16 protein-coding genes are annotated in these 18,325 nt (G+C 64.5%); 6 read left to right on the top strand and 10 right to left on the bottom strand.

Annotation, left to right across the window (positions count from 1 at the left end; all coding sequences use genetic code 11):
• The first annotated feature begins 27 nt into the window (after positions 1-27).
• Both groL and CT676_RS13600 read left to right on the top strand, forming a co-directional pair.
• Positions 28-1,659, top strand: a complete 1,632-nt coding sequence (gene groL, locus CT676_RS13605) for a chaperonin GroEL (RefSeq protein WP_071909505.1) — start codon at positions 28-30, stop codon at positions 1,657-1,659.
• A gap of 143 nt (positions 1,660-1,802) precedes the next feature.
• Entirely contained in the window at positions 1,803-3,014 is a 1,212-nt protein-coding gene (locus tag CT676_RS13600; RefSeq protein ID WP_135214806.1) for a hypothetical protein, read from the top strand.
• A 135-nt stretch (positions 3,015-3,149) separates the two neighbouring features.
• Here the strand turns inward: CT676_RS13600 and CT676_RS13595 are convergent, their stop codons facing one another.
• Entirely contained in the window at positions 3,150-3,548 is a 399-nt protein-coding gene (locus CT676_RS13595; RefSeq protein ID WP_063985629.1) for an META domain-containing protein, read from the bottom strand.
• A gap of 242 nt (positions 3,549-3,790) precedes the next feature.
• Complete coding sequence (locus CT676_RS13590) at positions 3,791-5,455, bottom strand: L-lactate permease (protein ID WP_135214805.1); 1,665 nt, start codon at positions 5,453-5,455, stop codon at positions 3,791-3,793.
• A gap of 307 nt (positions 5,456-5,762) precedes the next feature.
• On the opposite strand from CT676_RS13590, the gene CT676_RS13585 reads away from it, so the two are divergent.
• The gene (locus tag CT676_RS13585; RefSeq protein WP_085403379.1) at positions 5,763-7,526 is read left to right on the top strand and encodes an ABC transporter ATP-binding protein/permease; all 1,764 of its coding nucleotides are present in this window, start codon (positions 5,763-5,765) and stop codon (positions 7,524-7,526) included.
• Positions 7,527-7,781: 255 nt separating this feature from the next.
• On the opposite strand, the gene CT676_RS13580 is transcribed toward CT676_RS13585, so the two are convergent.
• The 4 genes from CT676_RS13580 to CT676_RS13565 form a co-directional block, all read right to left on the bottom strand.
• Positions 7,782-8,813, bottom strand: a complete 1,032-nt coding sequence (locus CT676_RS13580; protein ID WP_071909500.1) for a TorF family putative porin — start codon at positions 8,811-8,813, stop codon at positions 7,782-7,784.
• A gap of 450 nt (positions 8,814-9,263) precedes the next feature.
• Entirely contained in the window at positions 9,264-9,638 is a 375-nt protein-coding gene (locus CT676_RS13575) for a histone (protein ID WP_071909499.1), read from the bottom strand.
• 68 nt (positions 9,639-9,706) lie between these two features.
• Positions 9,707-11,029, bottom strand: a complete 1,323-nt coding sequence (glcF, locus tag CT676_RS13570; RefSeq protein WP_135214804.1) for a glycolate oxidase subunit GlcF — start codon at positions 11,027-11,029, stop codon at positions 9,707-9,709.
• Positions 11,026-12,264: an FAD-binding protein gene (locus CT676_RS13565; RefSeq protein ID WP_085403381.1), complete on the bottom strand. Its 1,239-nt coding sequence runs from the start codon at positions 12,262-12,264 to the stop codon at positions 11,026-11,028. The genes glcF and CT676_RS13565 overlap by 4 nt, the downstream gene beginning before the upstream one ends.
• 221 nt (positions 12,265-12,485) lie before the next feature.
• Here CT676_RS13565 and CT676_RS13560 point away from each other — a divergent pair, with 221 nt between their 5' ends.
• Entirely contained in the window at positions 12,486-12,971 is a 486-nt protein-coding gene (locus CT676_RS13560) for a putative quinol monooxygenase (protein ID WP_094184315.1), read from the top strand.
• Positions 12,972-13,016: 45 nt separating this feature from the next.
• Here CT676_RS13560 and CT676_RS13555 read toward each other — a convergent pair whose 3' ends face one another.
• Together CT676_RS13555 and CT676_RS13550 are read right to left on the bottom strand one after the other, a co-directional pair.
• Positions 13,017-14,180, bottom strand: coding sequence for an acyltransferase family protein (locus tag CT676_RS13555; protein WP_085403382.1), 1,164 nt, complete (start codon positions 14,178-14,180; stop codon positions 13,017-13,019).
• Positions 14,181-14,206: 26 nt separating this feature from the next.
• Positions 14,207-15,700, bottom strand: a complete 1,494-nt coding sequence (locus CT676_RS13550) for an FAD-linked oxidase C-terminal domain-containing protein (protein ID WP_085403383.1) — start codon at positions 15,698-15,700, stop codon at positions 14,207-14,209.
• Positions 15,701-15,964: 264 nt separating this feature from the next.
• Between CT676_RS13550 and cycA the strand changes: the two genes are divergently transcribed.
• Positions 15,965-16,360, top strand: a complete 396-nt coding sequence (cycA, locus tag CT676_RS13545) for a cytochrome c-550 CycA (RefSeq protein WP_014491900.1) — start codon at positions 15,965-15,967, stop codon at positions 16,358-16,360.
• Positions 16,361-16,478: 118 nt separating this feature from the next.
• On the opposite strand, the gene CT676_RS13540 is transcribed toward cycA, so the two are convergent.
• Positions 16,479-17,435, bottom strand: a complete 957-nt coding sequence (locus tag CT676_RS13540; RefSeq protein ID WP_085403384.1) for an alpha/beta hydrolase — start codon at positions 17,433-17,435, stop codon at positions 16,479-16,481.
• A 329-nt stretch (positions 17,436-17,764) separates the two neighbouring features.
• Here CT676_RS13540 and CT676_RS13535 point away from each other — a divergent pair, with 329 nt between their 5' ends.
• The gene (locus CT676_RS13535) at positions 17,765-17,947 is read left to right on the top strand and encodes a hypothetical protein (RefSeq protein WP_063986707.1); all 183 of its coding nucleotides are present in this window, start codon (positions 17,765-17,767) and stop codon (positions 17,945-17,947) included.
• Between the two features lie 7 nt (positions 17,948-17,954).
• On the opposite strand, the gene CT676_RS13530 is transcribed toward CT676_RS13535, so the two are convergent.
• Positions 17,955-18,215 carry a hypothetical protein gene (locus CT676_RS13530; protein ID WP_028147974.1) on the bottom strand — a complete coding sequence of 87 codons (261 nt, stop codon included), beginning with the start codon at positions 18,213-18,215 and terminating at the stop codon, positions 17,955-17,957.
• Between the last annotated feature and the right edge of the window lie 110 nt (positions 18,216-18,325).

Here is an 18,325-nt window from a genome sequence, read left to right as displayed (position 1 = left end):
CATCACGAAACACGAGGGATTGAAGAAATGGCTGCCAAAGACGTCAAGTTTTCCGGAGACGCGCGCGAACGCATGCTGCGCGGCGTCGACATTCTCGCCAACGCCGTCAAGGTGACGCTCGGTCCGAAGGGCCGCAACGTCGTCATCGAGAAGAGCTTCGGCGCACCCCGCATCACCAAGGACGGCGTCACCGTCGCCAAGGAGATCGAGCTCGAGGACAAGTTCGAGAACATGGGCGCGCAGATGCTGCGCGAAGTCGCCTCCAAAACCAACGACACCGCGGGTGACGGCACCACCACCGCGACCGTGCTGGCCCAGGCCATCGTGCGCGAAGGCGCCAAGGCTGTTGCCGCCGGCATGAACCCGATGGACCTCAAGCGCGGCATCGACACCGCGGTTACGGCTGTCATCAAGGACATCGAGAAGCGCGCCAAGCCGGTCGCCGCCTCCTCCGAGGTCGCCCAGGTCGGCACCATCTCGGCCAACGGCGATGCCGCCATCGGCAAGATGATCGCCCAGGCGATGCAGAAGGTCGGCAACGAGGGCGTCATCACCGTCGAGGAGAACAAGTCGCTCGACACCGAGGTCGACATCGTCGAGGGCATGAAGTTCGACCGCGGCTATCTGTCGCCCTACTTCGTCACCAACCCCGAGAAGATGACCGCCGAGTTCGAGGACGCCTACATCCTCCTGCACGAGAAGAAGCTGTCCGGCCTGCAGGCCATGCTGCCGGTGCTGGAAGCCGTGGTGCAGTCGGGCAAGCCGCTCGTCATCATCGCCGAGGACGTCGAGGGCGAGGCGCTGGCCACCCTGGTCGTCAACCGCCTCCGTGGCGGCCTCAAGGTCGCCGCCGTCAAGGCGCCGGGCTTCGGCGACCGCCGCAAGGCCATGCTCGAGGACCTCGCGATCCTCACCGGCGGCCAGCTCATCTCCGAGGACCTCGGCATGAAGCTCGAGAACGTCACGGTGAAGATGCTCGGTCGTGCCGGCAAGGTCGTGATCGACAAGGAGAACACCACGATCGTCAAGGGCGCCGGCAAGAAGCCGGAGATCGAGGCCCGCGTCGGCCAGATCAAGGCCCAGATCGAGGAGACCACCTCGGACTACGACCGTGAGAAGCTCCAGGAGCGTCTCGCCAAGCTCGCCGGCGGCGTCGCGGTGATCCGCGTCGGCGGCGCGACCGAGATCGAGGTCAAGGAGAAGAAGGACCGCGTCGAGGACGCGCTCAACGCCACCCGCGCCGCGGTGCAGGAAGGCATCGTCCCCGGCGGCGGCGTCGCGCTGCTGCGGGCCAAGAAGGCGGTGGGCCGTCTCACCAACGCCAATGCCGACGTCCAGGCCGGCATCAACATCGTGCTGAAGGCGCTGGAAGCCCCGATCCGCCAGATCTCCGAGAACGCGGGCGTGGAAGGCTCGATCGTGGTCGGCAAGATCCTGGAGAACAAGTCCGAGACCTTCGGCTTCGACGCCCAGAACGAGGACTATGTCGACATGGTCGAGAAGGGCATCATCGATCCCGCCAAGGTGGTCCGCACCGCGCTGCAGGACGCCTCGTCCGTGGCCGGCCTGCTGGTGACCACCGAGGCCATGGTCGCCGAAACGCCGAAGAAGGAAGCTCCGCCCGCCATGCCGGGCGGCGGCGGCATGGGCGGCTTCTAAGCCTCCGTTCCGTTACAATGTTGCGAAGGCCGCCTCCGGGCGGCCTTCTTTTTTGCCGACCCTGCCCCTTCTGCTTTCCAATTCAACCGGCGGCCAAAACCCACTACGGTGGCGCGCCGATTCGATTGCGCGAGGATTCATCGATGCGTGCGCTTCTGGTTTGTTCGACAGCCCTTTTGGCGGCCCTGCTTGCCGTCTCGCCCGATGTCGCATCGGCCCAGATGAAGCTGTCGCCGAAGGCCACGGCGCCGGGCGGGACGGAGACCCGCTATTTCACCTCGATTGACGGCCTGATGGACGGCAATGCCGACGTGATCCTGAAGGAGACGCGGCAGGGCAAGACGGTGACGGCGGCCGTGCTCGACGTCTGCTATCCCGTCGCAAAGAATTCCGACCGCAAGGACCGCTTCGTCGTCAATCTCCAGGTCGCGGGCCAGAACCTGACGGGCACGACCCAGAGCCTCGGCGAGAAGGCGCCCGTCACCGTCAAGCTGCTGCGCAAACAGTCCGGCGACACGTTCGAGTTCCGCGGCCAGATCGCGATCGGCCAGGCCGTGACCGAGGTCACCTCGCCCGACAATTCCGATCTCAGCGAGAAGGAATTTCAGGACAACCAGACCTCCGACGACGGCATCACGCCGCAGCCGAAGGATTTCACCGACGTCTCTCCGGAAGCGATCGCGGTCAAGGTCAAGCTGGATGCGGCGACCGAGTTCCTGAAGAGCCTGAAGGGCCAGGACGTCGAGGTGACGCTGGCGAGCCTGACCGTCGGCTGCGACGCGCTGCGTGCCGGCGAGCAGACCATCAACATGTCGGTCGATCCGGAACGCGCCGGCGCGCTGCTGGCGAAGTTCAAGGCGATGCCCGGCGTCACCGCGGCGGGCTGGACCGCGGGCATGACCGAGATGGACCGCACCATCCGCTTTCCCGCGGCCGACTGGCGCGACGGCGACAAGATCAGCCGGGACAAGCTCGCCTCAGCCGTCGCCGGCGTGATGAGCCGGACGCTTGCGGCAAAGCAGGTCTCGCACAGCTTCAACCCGGCCACCGGCAAGCTCAAGCTCGTCTTCAAGCGGCCGAACCAGGATTTTCCGGCACTCGAGCTCACCGACACGATCGAGGTTGCAGGCCTCATCTCGCCCGACAAGCCCGGCACGACCGACAAACTGATGCTTTGGATCGGCAGCCCCTCGACCACGACCGCCGATGAGAGCAGCGGCGCCAAGCTCAATCTCTCGGACGACGCTTCGGCCGACGAGGAAGGCGATCAGCCCGACGACAACGGCTCGATCGAAGCGCTCGCGAAAGAGCTGAAAGGCCAGCGCTGGGACGCCGACAAGTCGGTGTGGAAGTAGGCGTAGACACCCACTCTCGCCGTCATCGCCCGGCTTGACCGGGCGATCCAGTACTCCGAGACAGTTGTGGTTGAATCGAGAGGCCGCGGCGTACTGGGTGCCCCGGTCAAGCCGGGGCACGACAGCGATCGCGCCTCAATTCCCCGTCGTGCGAAAGCGCAGCGGCTTGGGACCGATCAGTGTCAGTACGTCGCCCTGACGCTTCCAGGTCTCGACGCTGCTGAGCGACGCGACGAGTTCGTCGTCGGCCTGCGCCCTGGCCGGCGGACAGGAACGGTCCTGGATCTGGCCGGGGACGAAGATCACCGTGTTGCCGGCGACCGAGAACTGGCCCTTGCCACCCTTGCACCAGAGCTCCAGCACGACTTCGCCATTGTCGCCGATCTCGATGTTCGGAATCCGCTTCGAGCCCGGCTGCGGCAGGGCCTCCAGCGTCATCTCGGTACCGAACGGAAAACCGTCCTCGGCACGCGCGAGCGTGGACATCGCGAGCATTGCAACCGCCAAACACGCCATCTGCTTGAGCGAAACCATGAGACCTCTCGACCGACCTGATTTGCGGCACGTTCTATAAGACGGCGGCGCTGTTGAGAAGGTTCGCGGAGGCTAAAGCGCGATGAGATTGGGACGAATCGTCATCGCGCTTCAGGTTGTTGTTTGAGCGTGATCTTTTCGGAAAACCGCTTCGCACTTTTCCGGATCATGCTTTAGATGCAAAAATCCCCGCAAGGCAGCGAAGCCCTGCGGGGATTTGCGTTGAAGCGAGGCGTGACCTGCTACTTCAGCACCATCGCCGTGAACGGCCAGACATAGGCCTGCAACGTCACGAACAGGCCGACCAGGGAGGCCAGCACGATCGAGTGCCAGAACACGAAGCGCAGGATCGTGCCCTCATGGCCGTACCAGTTGGTGGCAGTGGAGGCGACGACGATCGATTGCGCGTCGATCATCTTGCCCATCACGCCGCCGGACGAGTTCGCCGCAGCCATCAGGATCGGCGACAGGCCGAGCTGCTCGGACGTAATCTTCTGCAGATTGCCGAACAGCACGTTGGAAGCGGTGTCCGATCCCGTCAGCGCCACGCCCAACCAGCCGAGCAGCGTGCCGAAGAAGGGATAGAGCACGCCGGTTGCGGCAAAGGCGAGGCCGAGCGTTGCGTCGACGCCGGAGAGCCGCGTGAGCGTACCGATCGCGAGCATCGCCGAGATCGTGATCAGCGAGATCGCGCAGAGCCGGATGGTGCGGCCGTATTGGATCAGCAGCCTGCCGGGACCGACACCCATCAGGAAGCCGGAGATGATCGCGGCAATCAGCATGCCCGTGCCGGTGAAGGACAGGTAGGTGAAGCCGAACACCGCGCTCTCTTTGGTCGGCCCTGGCGCGACCGGCGGCATCTTGTTGATCATCTGATGCAGCTCGGGAACGGGATAGTTCCAGGTGAAGATCGAGTTCGCCCAGGTCTTGAAGCCGCCATTGCCCCAGACCAGCATCACGATGCAGACGATGATCCACGGCAGCAGCGCGCTGAACAGCTCGCTCTGCGTCAGCGGCGTCTTGTCGAGCGGCTTGGCCGCAGCCATGGTGGAGGCCGATTCATCGTTCCCGCGCAGCGCCGGCGACAACCAGAGCTGCCTGGGTTGCCACACCTTCAGGAACAGGATCAGCGCGCCCATCGAGATCAGCGACGCCCCGATGTCGACGATCCAGGGATTGATGAAGTTCGAGATCACGAATTGCGGGACCGCGAACGACACGCCGGTGACGAGGATCGCCGGCCAGACGTCCTTCATGCCCTTCCAACCCGCAAACGCCCACACCACCCAGAACGGCACGATCAGAGAGAAGATCGGCAACTGCCGTCCGACCATCGCGCCGAGGATGTAGGGATCAAGCCCGGTGACCGAGGCAAGACCCTGGATCGGCGTGCCCAGCGCGCCAAAAGCGACCGGCGCGGTATTGGCGATCAGCGACAGGCCGGAGGCCGCGAGCGGCGAGAAGCCGAGCCCGATCAGCACGGCGCCCGTGATGGCGACCGGCGTGCCGAAGCCCGAGGCTCCCTCGAAGAACGCGCCGAAGGAGAACGCGATCAGCAGCAATTGCAGCCGCCGGTCCTCGGTGACGCCGCCGACCGCGCGCTTGAGCAGCTCGAAGCGCCCGGTGGTGACCGTCACCTGGTAGAGGAAGATGACGTTGAGAACGATCCAGCCGATCGGGAAGAAGCCGGTCACGATGCCGAGGATCGAGGCGCGGATCGACATGTTCGCCGGCATGGTGAACACGAAGATCGTGATCAGGTTGGCCACGATCACGGCGATGATTGCAGCAATATGGGCCTGGACGCGACCGCTCGCGATCAGGATCAGCAGCGTGACGACGGGTATTGCCGCCGCGATCGTCGACAGCACCGGGCTGTGCAGCGGGTCATAGACTTGATTCCACATGGTCTTCCTCCCCCACGCCTGTTGCGGCAGGCGGCCCGCGTGGACAGCCGAACCTGCTTGACGCTGGAAGCGATAACCCCCGAGCTGGACGCGAATTCCTCGCGAGTGCGGCGGTTCCCGTCCGCTCACAAGCCCGCGAAGTCCCGGAGGCCCCCACCCCGCGCCGTTGTACCCATGCTAGGGTTGCAAGCTGCGACAAGCCAACGCAAATTGATGAACTTGCGACTTTAGTCTAAGCGCTTTCTGCCGTTGCCACAGCCATTTGGCCTATGGCCGTTGTGCACATCCCCTCAGGAGACAGAGCTCTGTGAAGAACATCAGCGCCACGCTCGCGATCGTCTGGCGAATCGCCGTCCCCTATTTCCGCTCGGAGGACAAGTGGGCAGGCTGCGGCCTGCTCGCCGCCGTGATCGCAATCGAGCTGGCGCTGGTCGCGATCGACGTGCTGGTGAACCAGTGGCAGAACCGGTTCTACAGCGCGCTCCAGAACAGCGACTGGGACGCCTTCGTCACGCAGATCTGGATCTTCATCGGCCTCGCCTTCACCGCGATCGCGCTGGCGGTCTACAAGCTGTACCTGAACCAGTGGCTCCAGATCCGCTGGCGGCAGTGGCTCACCCAACACTATCTCCGCGAATGGCTCGACGGCTCCACGCATTACCGCATGCAGCTCAAGGGCGATGCGGCCGACAACCCTGACCAGCGCATCACCGACGACGTCAAGAACTTCGTCGAGCAGACCCTGACGATCGGACTGGGCCTGCTCTCGGCGATCGTGACGCTGTTCTCCTTCGTGATCATCCTCTGGGGCCTGTCCAACGCCGCGCCGCTGCACCTGTTCGGCACCGATCTCATGATCCCCGGCTATTTGTGCTGGGGCGCGTTGATCTACGCGATCTTCGGCACCGCGCTGACGCACTGGATCGGAGCGCCGCTGGTCAATCTCAATTTCGAGCAACAGCGCTATGAGGCCGACTTTCGCTTCAACCTCGTCCGCGTCCGCGAGAATTCCGAGCAGATCGCGCTGCTCAAGGGCGAGGGCGCCGAACGCGGCGGTCTCTTCCGTCGCTTCGGCTTCGTGATCGGCAACTGGTACGCCATCATGAGCCGGACCAAGCGCCTCACCGCGTTCACGGCGAGCTATCAGCAGGCTGCCGTGATCTTTCCCTACGTGCTGGTGGCGCCAGCCTTCTTCGCCAAGAAGATCCAGCTCGGCGACATGATGCAGACGGCATCGGCCTTCTCGAGCGTCCAGGGTGCGCTGTCGTTCTTCGTGGTGGCCTACCGGGCGCTGGCGGAATGGCGCGCGATCGTCGCCCGTCTCGACGGCTTCGAGATGTCGGTGGCCTCGGCCGCACACCCGCCGACGCATGAGCCGACCATCGGCCTTGCACCATCCGGCAGCACGACGGCGATCGCGCTCAAGCAGCTGCTCGTGAAGCTACCGAACGGTGCGCCTCTGGTCGCAGCCGATGCCTTCACGATCCAACCGGCGGAGCGGGTCTTGGTGACCGGGCCGTCGGGCTCCGGCAAGTCGACGCTTTTCCGGGCCATCGCCGGCGTCTGGCCGTTCGGCACCGGCACCATCGCCATACCCGGGAAATCGAAGCTGATGATGCTACCGCAGCGCCCCTACTTCCCGATCGGCCCGCTAGGCGACGCGGTCATCTACCCGGCAGAACATGGCGCCGTCGCACCGGAGAAAATCCGGGACGCACTCATTGCGGTCGGCATGCCGAAGCTGGCCGAGCGACTCGACGAGGACGGTCATTGGAACAGGACGCTCTCGCTCGGCGAGCAGCAGCGCCTGGGGCTCGCGCGCGCCCTCCTGCACGTGCCGGATTATCTGTTCCTCGACGAGGCCACGGCGTCGCTGGACGAACCATCGGAAGCCCGGCTGTACCGGCTGCTGGCGGAGAAGCTGCCGCAGGCCACCATCGTCTCGATCGGCCACCGCTCGACGCTCGACGCCTTCCACACCCGCAAGGTGGCGTTGGTGAAGGACGGCGAGATCCACGTTCTCGGCAAGGACGGCGAGCCGGCCCAGGCGGAGCCGACCGCGGCGAGCTGAGGTGACACAACCAAGCCTGAGGCTAGCCTCGGTAGGACCTTCGTTGCAGCCACCCTTCGAGACGCCGCCTCCGGCGGGCTCTTCAGGATGAGGTCTGTAATCGCGGCAAGATCCTCGACCCTCATGGCGAGGAGCGCCGCCTGGCGGCGCGTGTCGAACCATGCAGGCCGAGCGCTCTCACAGACGAGCCCAAGCCCAAAGCAAAAGGGCGGCAGATTGCTCTGCCGCCCTCGTTAGGTCGTCTCGGGAAGAAACTTACTTCAGGTTGGTCATCGCCGTCAGGTCGACCGAGAGCTTGGCGACGCCGGCCGCGCTGCACCAGTTGGAGCCGAACGCCGTGGCCGCGTTCGCGCCGCCATTGATCGGCGTCACGAAACCGGGGCTGGAGTTGGTGGCCGAGAAGTCGCTGGTGAAGGCGTTGCAGTTACCCTTCGAGAGGTCGGTGTCGTAGTAGCGCAGATCGAGCGTGAACACCTTGTAGGTGAAGCCGACGCCGACGTTCCAGGTGTTGTAGCTCGGCTCCTTGATGCCGTTGGAGTACAGCGGGTCGCCGGCAATGCCGTAGAAGATGTCGGAGGTGCCGAGCCACTGACGGCCGAATTCACCCGACACATACATGCCGACGCCGCTGGCACCGAACGTGGTGCTCGGCGCGGTCCACTTGGCGGTGATCGAGGCGTAGTTACCCCAGGCGCCGAGGTTCAGGAAGTTCGGCGAATAGTACTCGTTGAAGCCAACGACCCACTGGTCGTTGATGTTGAGATTCAGCTTGGCATAGACTTCGTAGAAGCTTGCGTCCTTCTTGGCGAAGTTGCCGTTGATCGGAAGGCCGATCGCGCCCTGCGAATTGTCGAGGCCGGTGCCGCAATTGCCCTGGGCGAGGGTGCCCTGCGAACCGAAGCAGCTTCCGCCCGGATAGAGGTAGCCCCAGATACCGAAGTCGAAGGCGAACATGCCGAAGGTCGGGCGGATACCGCCGTAGATGTCGACTTCAGCCGCGGCGCGGTTCGGGAACGAGATGCTCTCCGCGGACGCACCGACGTAGAGCTGGAGGTCCTTGTTGACGTTGTAGCGCGGCTCGAAATAGGCGGCGACCGACGGGTTGTGGTTCGACTGAGTCACGCCGCGGAAGATGTAATCGCTCATGATGCCGGCGCCGAAGGCGACATCCCAGGGGTCAAAGGCGGGCGGCGGCGGGGCCTTCAGAGCCTTGACCGGCATGTCTGCCGCGAAAGCCGAACCCGTCACCATTGCCAGCGCCGTTGCCAACAAAGCCACTTTTTTCATTTCGATCCCCATCACCAGTTCTACCCAGTCGGTTTCCCGGAAGCCCCCCGGGCGTACGACGTGTCTGCAAAATTTCGTTACCGCGACAATCTGGATGGGAGGATGCGAACCGTGAAGCAAAAATCACGAGCATCTGCCGACTTTTTAGGCGTTCTGACGATTCTACAGAAGGTTGTCCGCCTGTGTTGCTTCTCGATCACATTATTTTCATTCCAAAGTGCACAGAGCCGCCCGGATTAATACGGGAGCCGCCGGTGCAGTGGTGCCTGTGCCACGAATCGGACTGACGCGAGAAACGACAACCGGGCGGCGACCATTGTGCCGATGCAAAAAGGCCGCAGCATCACCGCCGCGGCCTTCCTGTTGTCGGTCGTTGTCGTCGGGATGGACCCAGCCTTGGCCCTCACCTTGGACCTGACTTGGACCCTAACCGTGGGAGCCCCTCGGGGCCTAACCCTGCCCTTCGGCCGGCGTCGGCTCCGCAGAAGACGAAGGCATCGCCCAGCTTGTCTCGGCGGCGGGCTCCGGAGCCGGAGCCGCCACCGGCGCTGAGGGCTTCGGCGCAGGAGCTGCCTTCGCCTTCTTCGGCGCCGCTTTCTTTGCGGCCTTCTTCGGTGCAGCCGGCTTGGCAGCCTTCTTGGCCGACTTCTTCGCAGCCTTCTTGGCGGCCTTCTTCGGGGCGGCCTTCCTGGCAGATTTCTTCGCAGACTTCTTGGCAGACTTTTTCGCGGACTTCTTGGCTGCCCTCTTCGCGGTCTTCTTCGCCGCTACAGCCTTCTTGGCCTTTTTGGCCTTCTTGCTTTTTTTCTTCTTCGCTTTCGCCATCGTGGTCCTCCTGTTGCCGCCGAACAATGGTCGATCGGGCGTCTTCAGCCGTCACCTCCGGACGAAGGCTAGCTCGAGGCATTCAATGCCGGCCGCGCCCCGCCCGTAGCCCAATCGAGAAGCTCAATCGTGTGTACGACCGGAACTGACGTGCCACTGGCAATCTGCACCATGCAGCCGATATTGCCCGCGGCAATCATGTCCGGCTTGACGCTTGCGATGTTGGCGACCTTGCGGTCGCGCAACCGGCCCGCAAGCTCGGGCTGGAGAATGTTGTAGGTCCCCGCCGAGCCGCAACACAAATGGCTCTCCGGCACATCTTTCACCACGAATCCATTCTTGGAAAGCAATTCTTTCGGAAGGCCCGTGATTTTCTGCCCGTGCTGCAACGAACACGCGGAGTGATAGGCGACGACGATATTGTCCTGTCGCGTAGTGGTCGCGAGCTCGAGGCCGGCAACGAATTCGGTGATGTCCTTGGCGAGCGTGGACACCTGCGCTGCATCGGCGGCAAACGCCGTGTCCTCGCGCAGGAGATAGCCGTAGTCCTTGATCACCGTGCCGCAGCCGGAGGCCGTCACCAGGATGGCGTCGAGCCCCTCGCCGGCCGCTTCCTTTCGCCACGCCGCGACGTTGGCGCGGGCCCGCGCCAACGCATCCTGGTCGTTGCCCAGATGGTGGGGCAGCGCGCCGCAGCACTGCTCGTCCCGGACCAGGACAACCTCGATGCCGTGGCGGGTGAGGAGGCTGATGGCGGCCTGGTTGATGCGCGGCGCCAGCACCTGCTGGGCACAGCCTTGCAGCAGCGCGACCCGGCCGCGCTTCTTGCCGAGTGCCGCGAATACGCTGCCGGGGAGCGGGCCGGGCGACGGCAGACGGTTCGGCGCCAGCGCCAGCATCGCCTTGAGGCGCTGGATCAGGCCGGGCGTCGCCGACGGCCGCGGCGTCGGCAGGAATACGGCAAGCGGACGGGCGAGGCGCGCCAGCCACATGCTGGTGCGGAAGAGCTGCGGATTCGGCAGGACAAAGGCCAGCACCTGGCGCAACAGCCGCTCGGTCAGCGGCCGCTGATAGCGCTGCTCGATCCTGACCCGGGCCTGGTCGACGAGGTGCATGTAGTTCACCCCCGAGGGGCAGGTCGTCATGCAGGACAGACACGACAGGCAGCGGTCGACATGCTTGACCACCTCGGCCGTCGGGGTCTGGTCCTTCTCCAGCATCTCCTTGATCAGGTAGATGCGGCCGCGCGGGCTATCGAGCTCGTCGCCGAGCAGCACATAGGTCGGACAGGTTGCAGTGCAGAAGCCGCAATGGACGCAGGCGCGCAGGATCTTGTCGGCTTCCGCGATGTCGGGGTCGGCGAGCTGCGCCAGTGAGAATTCGGTCTTCATGCCGCAGCGCCCCGCGTCAGCCGCCCCCGGTTGAGAATGGTTTTCGGATCGAAACTGGCGCGGACCCGATCGCTCAGCGCGGCAATGCCGGGCGCCTGCGGATGGAATACGTCGACACCGCGCCTGACGTCCTCGGCCGCCCGGATCAGCGTGGCGTGCCCGCCCACAGCATCCGCACGCTGGCGCACGGCCGGGGCATGCGCGTCAGCCTTCGGCGGCAGCGCGGCCCAGATCAGGCCGCCGCCCCAATCGTAGATGATGTCGCCGCCGGTCTCGCGCGCCAGCTGGGTCCCGAGCACCGCGCCGGAAGCCGGCGGACAAACGATCCGCCACACCGGCCAGGCCCCAACTGCACCGCCGGCCGCGAACGGCAGGACGTCGCGGATCGTGGCCCACAATGCGGCGGAGGCCACATCCTCGACCAGCGTCGCGGTTCCGAACGGCGCCAGCAATTCGCGCAGCGAGCCGGCGCGGTGCGCGGCGGACGCCGTGATGCCCTCGAGCCGCAGCACGGTTAGCGCTTCGCCCTGGCTGGCGATGTCGCCCAGCCCGTCGGTCTTCGCCCGGAAGGCCGATTTCGGCAGATGCGCGGCGGCGGAGACGTCGAAGGGCGAGCCGAGCGCCGCGGTCATCGCCTTGTTGGCGACGGCATCGTCGAGCCCGCGCAGCAGCAGCGTCCGCTCCGCTTCGGGCTTCGGCATCACCTTGAGCGTCACCTCGGTCATTACCGACAGCGTGCCCCAGGACCCCGCCAGCAGCTTGCAGAGGTCGTAGCCGGTGACGTTCTTCACCACCTTGCCGCCGGTCTTGAAGCTGTCGCCGAAACCGGAGACGGCGTGCGCCCCGAGCAGGTGATCGCGCGCCCCGCCCGCCTTGATCCGCCGCGGACCGGCGAGACCGGCCGCGATCATGCCGCCGATGGTACCCAACGCGGGCGTGCCGAGCAGCGGCGCGGTGTTCATCGGCTCGAAGGCGAATTGCTGGTTCTTGGCGTCGATCAGCGACAGCACGTCGGCCAGCGGGGCGCCGGCCTGGAGCGTGACGATCAGCTCGTTGGGTTCGTAGGAGGTGACGGCATTCAGCGCGGAGAGGTCGAGCACGGCGTTGGTCGCCATTGTGTGGCCAATGCTGCGCTTGCTGCCATGACCGATGATCTCGAGCGGCTGCTCGTTGGCAATCGCCGCGCGCACCACCTCTTCGACGTCTTTGGCGTCTCTGACCCTGAGCGTATCCACGGGAAAAGGCGGTAGCGAAATTCGCCGCCAAAATCAAATGCGGCGTGACGCCGGCGATCAGCGCCGGTGCAGTCGGGGATCCGGCACGGGCGACCACGACGCTTCGATCATGATCGAAGCGTTCACGACATCGACACTTCGACCAGCGGCGAACCAAAGCCGGCAGGCCCTCGCTACAAGCTTGCGCCGATCGCGATCGAGGCCAACCGATGGAGACAAGCATGCGATCGACACATCAGCGGCTGGTGCCGCGCGTCCACGAAGCGTTCAGCCGCAGGTCGGTGATCCGGGCCTTCGGAGCCGTCCTGGCGATCTATCTCTCGCCATGGGCGGCGGCGTCATCTCAAGCCCAGCAGCAAGGAGCAAGGACCATGAACCACTATGCCACGCAGAAATCCCTCAGCGACGCCGTCGACGGCGGCGGCCTGCTCGTCGTCGCGCAATGGGAGGCCAAGCCCGGCGAGGCCGACAAGGTCGCCGCGATCCTCGACCGCTTCCTGCCGGAGGCGCAGCGCGAGGAGGGCGTCAAGCTGTTCCTGATCTCGCGCGCCAGGGACAATCCGGCCCAGTTCCTGTTCTACGAGCTGTTCCGCGACGAGGCCGCGTTCAAAGCGCACCAGGAGAGCGCGCATTTCAAGACCTGCATCGCCGGCGAAGCCCTGCCGCTGCTGGCGAAGCGCGAACGGGCTCAATACGCACTCATGTAAACACCAGCTCGTATGCCGCGGTTCGATCTGGACCGCGGCATACGACTATATGATCGCGCGCAGCGGCGATCTGCGCAGGATCAGTGCCGAGACGGCCAAGCTGCCGATCGCGGCCAACATGGTCAGCAGGAGCGCCTTCGTGAGTGCGAAGAGCGGCAGTGCGTGCAGAAGCAGGGCAAAGCCGACCAGGATCGGCGGATGGATCAGGTAGACGCCGAAGGCGTTGTCCGAGAGCCATTTGGCGACCGGCCCTTGCGCGTCGAAATAGCGGCGGTAGACGGCCAGCATCAAGAGACCCATGCCGACGCAGACCAGCGCCTCCCACAGGCACTTCCCGGCACTGACGACGTTGAAGCCGCCTGCATAGAGCGCGGTGTCCCCCTGCAGGCCTCCCCCGAACAGCACGAGCGCTGCAAACAGCGGCACAGAGAGCGACAGCGCGAGCAGTCCCCAGCGGATACAGGAGCGCTCGGCAAGCCCAACCATCCAATTGCTGCGATAGCCGACGGCGCCGGCTGCGAACATGAGAGCGTATTGCGGGAGATCGCCGGGGTGAACGTTGAGCACGGAGGTATCGGCGTGGATGGCGATGCGAACGGCGAAGGTGAACGCCGCCATGGCCGCAACGAACAGAACAATCCCCGTGCCGCACAGCGCAACCTCGGGCTCCCGCCATCCGGTCTGGCGGATCAGGCCATAGAGGAGCGAGACCAGCAGCAGCACCGCGCAAAACCACATCGGTCCCGTCTCGGAAAGCCATTCGCCGTCCATCAGATGGGTCAGCCATTGATGGCCGAAACCGCCCTTGCCCCAAGTCCATGACAGAAAATACTGCGTCAGCGGGCCGATCACCAACATGTAGAGCAAAGTCGGCAAGCCGAGCCTGATCAGCCGATCACGCGCAAATTTCGAAAGTCCTTTCCGATCGAAGGCGCCGACGGCGAAATAGCCGGCGATGAAGAACAGCGCGGCCATGAAGAAGGCCTGGAGGAAGCTCTGATAGATGCCGAAGAAGAGGGCCGTGCCGAAGCCGGTCTCCCGCCGGTCGACATAGTACCAATTGCCGAACGGACTGTAGGTGTCGGCTGCGTGCATGCTCAGCACGAGAATGATCATCGACCAGCGGATGTTGTCGATGAACAGCAGGCGCGACTTCGCCAGCGGCCTGCCCGGCGCTTCTTTCGTCACACTGATCCGAACGTCCGCCATGTCGCCGCCATGCCGGGTATCGACCGTCAGAACCGCGGAATGTCCGGAAACGCCACCTTCCCGGCGTGCACATGCATGCGGCCGAGCTCGGCGCAGCGATGCAGGGTCGGAAACACCTTTCCGGGATTGAGCAGGCCCTGCGCGTCAAAAGCGCATTTCAGGCGCTGCTGCTGGTTGAGGTCGATCTCGGTGAACATCTCCGGCATCAGGTCGCGCTTCTCGATGCCGACGCCGTGCTCGCCGGTGAGCACGCCGCCGAACTCGACGCAGGCGCGCAGGATGTCGGCGCCGAAGGCCTCGGCGCGCTCGATCTCGCCGGGCTTGTTGGCATCGTAGAGGATCAGCGGATGCAGATTGCCGTCGCCGGCGTGGAACACATTGGCGCAGCCGAGCTGGTACTTTTCCGACAGTTCGCGGATGCGGGCGAGCGCCTTCGGCAGCGCGCCGCGCGGGATCGTGCCGTCCATGCAGAGATAATCGGGCGAGATGCGGCCAACGGCCGGAAACGCCGCTTTGCGGCCGGCCCAGAACAAATTGCGCTCGGCCTCGGAGGTCGAGATCTGGCAGGTGGTCGAGCCGCAAGCATTCGCAATGGTCTCGACGCGCGTGATCAGCTCGTCGACCTCGATCTTGGGACCGTCGAGCTCGATGATGAGCAGCGCTTCGACGTCGAGCGGATAGCCGGCATGAACGAAGGCCTCGGCGGCGTGGATCGCCGGCTTGTCCATCATCTCCATGCCGCCGGGAATGATGCCGGCGCCGATGATGCGCGCCACGCATTCGCCGGCCGCCTCAACCTGCGCGAAGCCGACCATCAGCGCCCGCGCCGTCTCCGGCTTTTGCAGGATGCGCACCGTGATCTCGGTGATGACCCCGAGCAGACCTTCCGAGCCGGTGATGACGCCCATCAGGTCGTAGCCGGTGTTCTCCGCCGACTTGCCGCCGATGCGCAGGATCTCGCCGCTCATCAGGACAATCTCGCAACCGAGCACGTTGTTGGTGGTCATGCCGTATTTCAGGCAGTGCACGCCGCCGGAATTCTCCGCGACATTGCCGCCGATCGAGCAGGCGATCTGCGAGGACGGATCGGGGGCGTAGTAGAAGCCGGCATGCGCGACCGCCTGGCTGATGGCGAGATTGGTGACGCCGGGCTCGGTGACGACGACGCGGTTGTCGAAATCGATCTCGCGGATCCGCTTGAACTTGCCGAGCCCGAGCAGCACGCCATCTTCCAGCGGCAGCGCGCCCCCGGACAGCGAAGTGCCGGAGCCGCGCGGAACCACCTTGATCCCCTGCCCGGCACAATATTTCAGGACGAGCGAGACCTGCTCGGTGGTGTCGGGCAGCACCACGACCATCGGCGGCTGCCGATAGGCCGTCAGCCCGTCGGATTCGTAGGCCCGCATCTCGGAGGCGCTGTCGATCACGCCCTCGCCGGGCACGATTGCGCGCAATGCAGCCACGATCTCAGCGCGGCGCGCCAGCACGGCCTGGTCGCTCGCGGGCATCATGATGGCCATAACATATCCTTCCGACTCGTAGCCCACGATCAAATTATCGCGGCAAATCAACCACGTCCGCGCCTGTTTGGGTAGGCCATCCGAAAGTCGGAGCGGCCATCTTCGGCGAGTTCGCTCTGGGACAAGTAGGGCAGCATGAAACCTGTCATGGTTTCGCGGCTTGTCCAAGCCGGGCGGGCCTGCCAAAACCGGCGGGTCCGTCGTTTGCCGACCAGGCAAGACCGACCAGCCTAGACCCACCAGGGAAGAGACGAAGAGCACCCGATGACAAAACTGACTTTTGGCGCACTGATGATCCTCACCGTGACTGCCACCGCACCCGCCGCGATGGCGCAGGATGTTGCGGCCGGCAAATCGTCGTTCAACAAATGCCTGGCCTGCCACGCCATCGGCGAAGGCGCCAAGAACAAGGTCGGCCCCGAGCTCAACGGCCTCAACGGCCGCAAGTCAGGCACCGCACCGGACTACAATTATTCGGATGCGAACAAGAATTCCGGCATCACCTGGGATGAAGCCACGTTCAAGGAATACATCAAGGACCCCAAGGCCAAGATCCCCGGCACCAAGATGGCGTTCGCGGGCATCAAGAACGAGAACGAGATCAACAATCTCTGGGCCTTCGTCGCGCAGTTCGACAAGGACGGGAAAATCAAGCAGTAAGCGCGTGAACGGCGGCCGCCCGAGCTTCGGTTCTGATTGAGTCAGAACCGAAGCTCGGGCTTCTTGTTTCGACGCGTTTTCTTCACGCGAACCGGTATCCACTTCGCTCGAAAACGCCTTAATCGGCGGCCGCCTGCGCAGGGACGATTTTCCCGATCATCGTCTCGATTTCCGTCTTCACCAGATCCGGCACAGCGTTCTGCACCATGTGGCCGAGATCGGGCAGCACGATCAGCTTTGCACCCGGCACCATCGCGGCGAAGGGACGCGCGTGGATGGCGGTCTTCACCGTCTTGTCGGGCTCGCCGGCGATGATCGTGACCGGCGCCTTGATCTCGCCATAACGCGCAGCCTGCGCCGTCACCGCTTCCTTCAGCGTCACCAAATCATAGGCATTGGCGATGAACTCGCGCGGGCGCAGCAGCAGCGGCGTCGCGGAGTCCTGCACGAAACCATCCGGCATGGTCTGCGGCAGGAAGACGCTGCGCGCGCCGGCCTCGGCAACGAAATACCCCATCGGCAGCGTGATGGTATAGGCGAGCAGCCGGCCGATCACCGGCGTTGCGATGATCTCGTTGTAGCGGCCGACGCCGCCGCGCCAGGGATGGGTCACCGGCGCCAGCATGACGAGACCGGCGACGCGGCCGGGATGATCGAGCGCGATCCGCGCGCCGAGCGCACCGCTCCAGGAATGCACGACGAAGACCGCGCGATCGATCCCGAGCTTACGAAGCGCCTCGTCAATCATCCGGGCCTGGATCTCTGGCGTCGAATCCTGCCGCCGCATCCGCGTGCTCCAGCCGTGACCGGGACGGTCGATCAGGATGACGCGATGGTCTTTGGCAAGGAGGTCGCCGAGCGGACGCCGCATCGCTTCGAGATTGGAGCTCGCGCCGTGCAGCATCACGATCGGCATGCCTGAACCGCGCGGACCGATATCGACGACGTGAAGCACAGCGCCGTCGACCTCGACCATCCGGCCCTGGGGCGGAAAGGCGCGTTGCACGGCGAGGACGCCGGCCTGCGTGGCCAGCGCCAGCAGAACCAGCGCGGTCACGACTGACATCACAATCATGGGGAGAATCCGGGCGATCCAGGGCACCTGGCAGTTACGAGACTAGCGGGCGGCAGTTTCGCGCCGTGAGATCCCGCGCTCCACTTGAAATGCCGGGGCTGTGGATATGTGCATAATTCCAGCAGGAAAAAACGCAATAAAATCAATGGAATTCCTCGCAGCGCGCAAGCCTCGGGCCAGCTTCATGCAGTCGTCATCGCGGCTTCCATATAATCGCCACGGTCGGTTCCGCCATCTAGGCGCGGGTGGGCGCCGATCCTCCTCGCAAACTCCAAGGGGATGCGGGAAAGGCCGGCAGGATTTGTCCTGATTTGAACCGGAGAATGTCGATGAGCTTCAGATCCAAAGACACTGCGATCGACGAGATCGTGGCGAGCTGCAACGGTGACCTGCGCGGTGCAGTGCGGGCACTGCTTCTGATCAACGAGCATCTCGAGACGGAGCTTGCAAAGGCTTACGCCGCGGCCGCCGATCACGGCCTTGTCGAGCGCGCCGGTAGCGTCCTGCACTAAGTGCAGGCTAGTTCGTTCCGTCCTCGTCCTTTTCCTCGTCGGGTGTGACCGCAGGGCAGGCGCGGATCGTCGAACGGGCAAGCTTGGCATCGGCCCTGGATTTGTAGGGACCGTCGCCGAACCAGATGTCGCCGATGATCACGGGATTGCTGGTTACGATGTTGCATTTGCCGGTGGCGCGATTGCCGACCACCCAGAACAAGCCGTCGGCGAGGCTCACCGAGCCCGACGCGAGCAGCAATACACCTGCAAAGATCAAACGCTTCATGGCCGTGCTCCTGCCATGCAGGTAGGCCTGCGCGCGCTTCAACAATACCCCTGAGAACGCCGCACGTGTGATCGTGGTTAATCCGCGCACGCTGCAATCACTCGGGAAAT

The sequence above is a fragment of the Bradyrhizobium sp. MOS001 genome (assembly GCF_004634465.1).
GTDB lineage: Bacteria > Pseudomonadota > Alphaproteobacteria > Rhizobiales > Xanthobacteraceae > Bradyrhizobium > Bradyrhizobium barranii.
Note: the sequence above shows the minus strand (reverse complement) of the source record. Positions and strands in the feature narration are given on the sequence as shown.